We start from the raw sequence: 7,215 nt of genomic DNA on the forward strand, positions 1-7,215 counted from the left end.
GAACTGAGATTCAGCAAGGAAGGTTAAGTCGTAACAAGGTATCTGTAGGGGAACCTGCAGATGGATCACCTCCTATGTCGGGCGGGCCCCCGGGCCCGCCCCTCGGCAGCTTGCCATGCGCCAAACGTAGCATCGAACGCCCTTCCAAATTCTGGTTCTTTGATTAGAGCGTTAGCTTTCAGATAATAAAAGTATAGAAACGGGTTGGCCATATTCGTTCTATGAGTATTGTGCGCTAACGGCAATAAATCGCGTTAATATTGTATTTTTGTGTGTTATGCATAATAGTTCATATAATACTTTTAGGCAATGATTCTCTTTTTCTCGCCATCTTTAACTATATTAGATGTATAAGGGCGTGAGTGGAGATTCAGATGGCGGAGCACAAAGAAATCAAAGACATGAGTTTCGAAGAGTTCTTCGGAAAATCGGATGACGAAGCCAGAGCGAAAGCGGATAAGATTGCTCATGGCGACAAGCAGAAGGCTCCGCAAAACATCCATTCAGGTTTCGATGGGTCCTCCCCTAAGATCAATTATCGCGATGGAAGATTCTATCTCAGCGTTCCTCGCTACAAAGGCAAAGGTCCATTCAACGCCGCTGTAGATTGCTCCCTGGGCATCATTCCAATCTCACCCTTGGATTCCGTGAAGATACGCGAAGGCCGCATGACCCGCCCCGCTTCCATCGACATCACCGCTTTGGGTCTGACCCCATTCGATAGTTTTATTTTGACCATCGATGGCGCCAATGCCTACGAGAATGCCCAGTCCAATCTGATTCTATTCAACTCCGCGGGTTCGCCAGTCTCCAAAGCCTATGGCGAAACTGTCGCCGTGTATCCCAAAGGGACCCCCATCAAACTTGAGAAAGCCAGCCTTCTCAGGTCGGACACGATCGACATGATCACGATCGCCCATTATGATGTGGCTGAAGGGGGAAGCATCAGCGCAGGTTCTGAAGAGGCTCCCAAGAAAGCTGAGCCTGAGGCTGCTCCCAAACCGAAAGCTAAGAAGGCCCCGGCAGCCAAATCGGGCGGCGACAAAGATCAGAAGAAGCCGGAGAGCGCCCCCGCGCCAGCTACCAAGAAGCGCGCCAAGAAAACCTTGGCCAAAGCTTCTCTCGGCCTTTCCGACGGTCTCAAGGATGCGTCCATATCCGTCGCGGGCGAGGTTATCCCTCTGTATTCTTCGTTCCCATTCGCATCCGCGCTCGTCGAGGGATGCGAGCCTGACGAGTGCACCATATGCGTGGCAGATGCCGCGGGAGAGATAGTTTACGGTCGTCTTCCCGTCGAAAGCGGGCGCATGGAACTCAGATCCGGGCGCGCGGAAGGACTGCTTACCGTGTCCGTGGAGAAAGACGGAAAAACCATCGCCTCCGCGAAATACTATCTCATACCGGATTTCGCTTGCGAATACTCTGGAAAGGGAGACATCCCGGAGGACACCACTGTTAAATTCACGATGTTCGGGGAGAGCTATGCCAAGGACATCTATGACGATGATTTCGAAGGGCCCTACTACCATGGCGACGAGGCGTTCAACATACTGTGGTCCGTCCCCGTCGTCACATACGATATCGGCGAAGGCCACAGGCCCTATGAGCCCCTCTCCTTCGATGCCGACGAGCTGACTTCCGATATGCTCGTGGTCAAAGTCCGCGGCGCCAAGAAGAAGAAGCTCTATTTCGGCCAGGAGAACGGCAAGAAAGAGGACATCACCAAGGTCTGGGACACCGATTCCGTCCAGATCAATCTGGTCCCCCTTCTGGATCAGGTGTACGCGTCTTCCGTCGCCTATTGCTTCTTCCTTTCCGTGAACTCATTCCCCAACAGGAAATTCATAACCATCCGCAACCCCGAATACGTCAGAGCGGAGGCGAAAGATGGGAAGATCTTCATCGAAGCCAGCGGCAGCAGGGCGGATTACGTCTGCAACATATACCGCCTGGACAAGAGCTGCGATTCGATCCCGGTTTCGGAAGGTTCCACCGAGATTCCCATACCCGATGATGCGGTGGAGGCGGAGGTCGTCGAAATTTTCCGCGGCAATGCCCGCAGGGCGCACCGCATATTGGTGAGGCCGCTTCCGTTCGTTAGCCGCCAGGCGGGGGATATTTGGCTCTACGTCAGCAAAGACAAGCGCATACCCATTCCCAGCGCTCTGCTCAAGGGCGAGGAGCCGGATATGGCCGAGGTGGAGAAGTGGCACAAGAAGATCGTGAGCATGAACGCGGAACTCAAGACAGTCTCCCTCAAGGACATGAAAGCCGCATTCGCTTCCTTCAAAAGCTGATACGATGGCGCACAAGTTCTCCAGGCTCGCCGCAGGCACCATGGATTCGTTCATAATGGGTCTTGTCGAGGTCGCGGCGCGTCCCGGCATGATATCCTTCGCCACAGGCCTGCCAGATAACGCTCTCTTCGACGTGGAAGGGCTGGCCAAGGCCTCCGCCGACGTCATGCGGGAGATGGGCGGGAGCGCCCTCCAATACGACAGCGCGACCGGATACATACCGCTCAGAGAGCGCATAGCAAAGCGCTGCGGGAAAGAGCTCGGTTTCAATGCGTCTTGGGAGGACGTCATACTCACCAACGGATCCCAGGAATGCTTCGATCTCATCGCGCGCATGTTCCTGGACCCCGGCGACCGCATGGCCGTCGAGAATCCCGGATATCTGGGCGCGATACAGTCATTCTCGGCGTACGGCCCCGAATTCATCGGAATAGATATGGGCCCGGAAGGCGCCGACGCAGATCAGCTACGCGCGGCGATATCGGGCGGCGCGAAGCTTTTCTATTCCATTCCTAACCATCAGAACCCGTCCGGATACAGCTATTCCGGCGCCGTCCGCAGGGATGTTGCGTCCGCGGTGAAAGGCTCCGGCTGCCTCATGATAGAGGATGACGCCTACGGGGAGCTCGGTTACGCCGGCCGCGCGGGGCGCACGATGAAATCCATGGCTCCGGAGGATGTCGTTCTCACGGGATCGTTTTCCAAGACCATATCGCCCGGCATGCGCATAGGCTGGATGGTCGTCCCCGAATGGATGAGATCCCAGGCAGGGAAATCCCTCGAGGCGATGTCCCTCCAATCCGGCTCGTTCTGCCAGAAGGTCGTGGACCGTTTCCTGCAGGAGCACGATTATGACGGATACCTGCGGAATCTCAGGAAAGCGTACCGCGCGAAGAAGGAGTTTTTCCTGGACGCCATGGAGGACGAACTTCCCGGCTATATGGAATGGAACGACCCCCAGGGAGGGATGTTCGTCTGGCTCAAATCTCCGGAAGGCACCGAGGCCATGCGCATATTCGATGCCGCTCTGAATAGGAAGCTCGTGGTCATGCCCGGGAAGCCCTTCCATGTCAGGGGCGGGGACAACGCCCTCCGCCTGAATTTCGCCACGCCGTCGGAGGATCAGATCCGCATCGGGATGAAGGCGCTCGGAGAGGCTTGCCGCGAGATTCTGGGATGAGTTTTCGGCTGCAGCTATGTGGCCGCATAGAATCTAATAAATATAACGTTGGGCTAGCGTCCTCAGATTAGGTGTCCGTCTCGATGGCGGAGTGAATCCGAATCAATGCAACTTCAGAGGTGAAACAATGGGAAACGGCCTTTACACCGCAAGGAAAATGAAAGACGACCGCCAGAAATTCCGCTGGCTGGACAGGGGCTACAAGAAGAGAGTCCTCAAACTCAGGGAGAAATCCGATCCTCTCGAGGGATCCGCGCAGGCTCGCGGCATCGTCCTCGCCAAGACCGGAGTCGAAGCCAAGCAGCCCAACTCCGCGATCAGAAAGTGCGTCAAAGTCCAGCTGATCAAGAACGGGCGCCAGATCACCGCGTTCGCAGTCGGAGACGGAGCTATCAACTTCATCGACGAGCACGACGAGGTCATGGTCGAAGGTATCGGCGGAAGGATGGGAAGGTCTTACGGAGACATTCCCGGGGTCCGTTACAAAGTCATCAAAGTCAACAACGTGTCCCTTGACCAAATGGTCAGAGGCAAAACCGACAAGCCTGTGAGATGATAGCATGGCAGACGAAATAATCGCTCAGAAAGCATTGATCTTCGGCAAATACGACACTGCCGAGGTCATCGTCAACGACGGCGGGCTCGCCAAGTACATCGATCTCACCCCCACCAACGTGCCCCACTCCGGCGGGAAGCACGCCAACAGGTGGTTCGGAAAATCCAAGCTGAGCATCGTAGAGAGGCTCATCAACAACATCATGAGGACCGAGAAGTACACCGGAAAGAAGATGAAGGCGTACAAAGCGGTCTCCGACGCGTTCGACATCGTCGCCGCAAGGACCAAGAAGAACCCCATCCAGGTTCTGGTCGAGGGCCTCGAGAACGCCGCACCCCGCGAAGAGGTCACCAGGCTCCAGTTCGGAGGCATCTCCGTGCCCAAAGCTGTCGACATCTCCCCCCAGAGGAGGCTCGACATCGCCCTCAGGAACCTCAGCACCGGCGTCGTCAACGCGTCAGCCAAGAACAAGAAAGCGATCCACGAGTGCCTCGCCGACGAGATCATGCTCGCCGCCAAAGGGGACATGACCTCCTACTCCGTCGCGAAGAAAGAGGAGATCGAGAGGGTCGCCCAGTCCGCCAGATGAACGGGTGAGTGATTATGGGACGCAGAGAAGACAACGCGAAGAAAGCAGTCGAACTGATGAAAGATCAGAAGCTGATCAGGAACCTGGGGACTGCCGCGCACATCGACCACGGAAAGACCACCTTCTCCGACAACCTCATCGCCGGAGCAGGGATGATGTCCTCCGAGACCGCCGGTGAGCAGCGCCTGCTGGACTACGACGAGCAGGAAGCGGCGCGCGGTATCACCATCAACGCGGCCTCCGCTGCGATGGTCGTTCCTTACAAGAACCCCCAGACCGGCGCCGCCGAGCACTATCTGGTCAACCTCATCGACACTCCCGGACACGTCGACTTCGGCGGGGACGTCACCAGGGCCATGAGGGCTCTGGACGGGGTTTACATCCTGTGCTGCGCCGTCGAAGGCATCATGCCCCAGACCGAGACCGTCATCAGGCAGGCTCTGAAAGAGAGGGTCAGGCCCATGCTGTTCATCAACAAAGTGGACAGGGCCATCGTCGAGCAGCAGCTCACCCCCCAGATGATGATCGAGAAGTTCTCGAAGATCATCACCCAGTTCAACCAGAAGATCATGAACATCCTCCCTGCCCCTCTGAACAAGCAGTGGCAGGTCAGCCTCCAGGACGGGACTGTGGCCCTCGGATCCGCCTACAACAACTGGGCGGTCTCCATCCCCTATCTCCAGAGGCCCGAGCTGAAGAAGATGGGAATGAACCTCAACACGGTCTTCGAGTACTGCGCCAAGGAAGGCGGGCAGAAAGAGCTCGCCAAGCTCATCCCTCTGGCCGACGTCGCGCTGGAGATGGCGATCAACCACATCCCCTGCCCCATCGACGCCCAGAAGGTCCGTATCCCCACCATCTGGAAGGGAGACCTCAGCAGCGACCTCGGAAAGCACATGCTGAACTGCGACCCCAACGGAGAAGTCGCTATGATGGTCACCAAGATCATCATGGACAAGCAGGCAGGAGAGATCGCCATCGGAAGGTTGTTCTCCGGGACCGTGAAGAAAGGCCAGACCCTGTACATCTCCGGGATGCCCAACCCCCAGAGGGTCCAGACCGTCGCCCTGATGGTCGGAGCCGACAGGACTCCCATCGAAGAATGCAAGGCCGGGAACATCGTCGCTCTGACCGGGCTCAAGGATGCCATCGCGGGATCCACCGTCTCTTCAATCAAGGACATGGAGCCCTTCGAGAAGATGACCCACTACTCCGAGCCTGTCATCACGAAGGCCATCGAAGCGAAGAACATGGCCGACCTGCCCAAGCTGGTCGAGGTCCTCAGGGTCATCGCGAAAGCGGATCCCTCCCTGAACATCGAGATCAACAACGAGACCGGGGAGCACCTCATGTCCGGTATGGGGGAGCTGCACCTGGAGATCACCGAGTACAGGATCATCAACGAGCAGGGAGTCCCGATCGTCTCCTCGCCTCCGATCGTCGTGTACCAGGAGTCCGTCAAAGGAGCCAACCCCCACGAGTTCGAGGGAAAATCGCCCAACAAGCACAACAAGTTCTACTTCATCGTGGAACCCCTCGAGCAGTCCGTCATCGATGCGATCCACAAGGGAGAGATCGACTCCGACGCCAAGATCAAAGACCCCAAGGCTCTGGCCAAGCAGCTGATGGACCTCGGAATGAGCGACATCGAAGCGAAAGGCGTCGTCGGATTCAAGAACACCAACGTGCTGATCGACTGCACCAAAGGTATCCAGTATCTGCACGAGACCATGGAGCTCATCAAGCAGTCTTTCGAAGAGGCCATGATGAGAGGGCCTCTCGCCGCCGAGAAAGTGGCCGGGCTCAAAGTCAGGCTCATGGACGCCAAGCTCCACGAGGATACGATCCACAGAGGGCCCGCCCAGATCATCCCCGCAGTCAGGGACGGTATCTACGGTGCCATGTGCCAGGCGGGAAGGATCCTGCTCGAGCCTATGCAGAGGGTCTTCATCAGCGTTCCCCCTGATTACATGGGAGGCGCGGTCAACCTGATCAACCAGCGCCGCGGAACCATCCTCGAGATGGGACAGGACGGCGCAGACTCCACCGTCACCGCCATATGCCCGGTCGCGGACATGTTCGGATTCTCCGGAGACATCCGCGGATCCACCCAGGGCCGCGCCATATGGTCGATCGAGAACGCAGGCTTCGAGAAGATGCTCCCCGACCTCCAGAAGAAGGTTGTCGGAGAGATCAGGACCCGCAAAGGCCTGAACCCCGAGCCCTACGACGACAAATATTACTCTGGTCTGTAAACCTTAAATATCAAACCCCTTATCGCTGAAATATAATTCCTTCAGGAGGAAAAATAATGGCAGAAAAGGAACACATGAATCTGGTCATCATCGGACACGTCGACCACGGAAAATCCACCCTCACCGGAAGGATTCTCTTGGAGACCGGTGCGATCGATCCCCACATCGTCGAGAAATACAAGAAAGAAGCCGAGGAGAAAGGAAAGGGATCCTTCTACTTCGCCTGGGTCATGGACGGACTCAAAGAGGAGAGGGAGAGAGGAGTCACCATCGATGTCGCGCACAAGAAGTTCTACACCGACAAGTACTACTTCACCGTCATCGACGCCCCCGGACAC

6 protein-coding genes and 1 rRNA gene are annotated in these 7,215 nt (G+C 56.7%); all 7 read left to right on the plus strand.

From position 1 onward, the window contains the following. A 16S ribosomal RNA gene (locus tag IKP20_04530) occupies positions 1-74 on the plus strand; the annotation flags it as partial. Between the two features lie 288 nt (positions 75-362). Continuing rightward, positions 363-2,297 (plus strand): hypothetical protein, encoded by a 1,935-nt coding sequence (locus IKP20_04535; protein ID MBR4504219.1) that lies wholly within the window; start codon positions 363-365, stop codon positions 2,295-2,297. A 4-nt stretch (positions 2,298-2,301) separates the two neighbouring features. Beyond that, positions 2,302-3,477, plus strand: coding sequence for a PLP-dependent aminotransferase family protein (locus tag IKP20_04540; protein ID MBR4504220.1), 1,176 nt, complete (start codon positions 2,302-2,304; stop codon positions 3,475-3,477). A 127-nt stretch (positions 3,478-3,604) separates the two neighbouring features. Beyond that, a complete protein-coding gene (locus IKP20_04545; GenBank protein MBR4504221.1) occupies positions 3,605-4,033 on the plus strand; it encodes a 30S ribosomal protein S12 in 429 nt (142 codons plus the stop codon). Positions 4,034-4,037: 4 nt separating this feature from the next. Further along, positions 4,038-4,622, plus strand: coding sequence for a 30S ribosomal protein S7 (locus IKP20_04550; GenBank protein ID MBR4504222.1), 585 nt, complete (start codon positions 4,038-4,040; stop codon positions 4,620-4,622). Positions 4,623-4,636: 14 nt separating this feature from the next. Next, entirely contained in the window at positions 4,637-6,877 is a 2,241-nt protein-coding gene (locus tag IKP20_04555) for an elongation factor EF-2 (protein MBR4504223.1), read from the plus strand. 56 nt (positions 6,878-6,933) lie between these two features. Further along, on the plus strand, positions 6,934-7,215 hold a 282-nt coding region (locus tag IKP20_04560; GenBank protein ID MBR4504224.1), incomplete at its 3' end, for an elongation factor 1-alpha.

Source organism: Candidatus Methanomethylophilaceae archaeon, assembly GCA_017524805.1.
Classification (GTDB): Archaea; Thermoplasmatota; Thermoplasmata; order Methanomassiliicoccales; family Methanomethylophilaceae; genus Methanoprimaticola.

Excerpts from the sequence above, each read along its gene's own strand:
- IKP20_04550 (MBR4504222.1), top strand. The coding sequence starts at position 4,038 with ATGGCAGACGAAATAATCGCTCAGAAAGCATTGATCTTCGGCAAATAC.
- IKP20_04540 (MBR4504220.1), top strand. The coding sequence starts at position 2,302 with ATGGCGCACAAGTTCTCCAGGCTCGCCGCAGGCACCATGGATTCGTTC.
- IKP20_04545 (MBR4504221.1), top strand. The coding sequence starts at position 3,605 with ATGGGAAACGGCCTTTACACCGCAAGGAAAATGAAAGACGACCGCCAG.
- IKP20_04555 (MBR4504223.1), top strand. The coding sequence starts at position 4,637 with ATGGGACGCAGAGAAGACAACGCGAAGAAAGCAGTCGAACTGATGAAA.